General features: G+C 25.6%; 1 pseudogene. It reads right to left on the reverse strand.

Going from position 1 to position 790, the window contains the following annotated elements:
• Positions 1-389: 389 nt before the first annotated feature.
• Positions 390-790: pseudogene (locus CHF27_RS14005) on the reverse strand (hypothetical protein); the annotation flags it as partial.

Below are 790 nucleotides of genomic sequence, written 5' to 3' on the forward strand. Positions count from 1 at the left end.
TTTCTCTATCACGAGCCTCTTTGTATACCATCTTTTCAGTAGGAAAATACACAGAAGTCCCTCCAAATTCTTCAAATAATAGCTTTGTATTATCTATTCCTAGTTTAGTAGCTATATTTTCAAATTGTGGAGGTATATCACTCATTTTTAATTTCATATTTAAATATCCTCCTATAAAATTCATTTATATATTGAATATTCTACAAATATTATAATTTACCTACTAAAAATCTTATTATATCTAAGTTTTATTTATTTCAACTGTCTACTATAAAGGGAGCATATCAAAAAGGCCTGGCTCCGATAGAATATCGAGAGCAGACCTTAGTTTCCTAATTTTTATTTTTTGTACTGACAACTTGACAGGGTGCAGTTCAGACTTTATTATATCATTCTGGCCTATATTGTAATAATTTTTTAATTTCATCTTTAATTTCTGTATTTACATTATCATCTAAAGATATTTTTTTAAGTTCATCGTATAAAGATGATATCTGATCTTGTGAAAGTGTTGTTTTTATTGAAGGATCAATATGTTCTATTACATCTTTTATATCATAGTCAATAAAATTAGATACGTCTTCTAAATTATTACTTAAAAATTTTAGATTTTCATATGATATAGTATCAGAACCTTTACCATTCTTTAATAAATATTCACTAAGTTGGTAATCCTGGTTTGATAAAATAAAATAATCACCTGCAGGATAAAGTATATCTTTAATAGAATTTAGGTACTCAATAAGTTTAATTTGTTTTATTAATTTGTCTTTTTCTGTTAGGTTGTTGT

Origin of the sequence: Romboutsia maritimum (genome assembly GCF_002251085.2) — a bacterium.
GTDB lineage: Bacteria > Bacillota > Clostridia > Peptostreptococcales > Peptostreptococcaceae > Romboutsia_B > Romboutsia_B maritimum.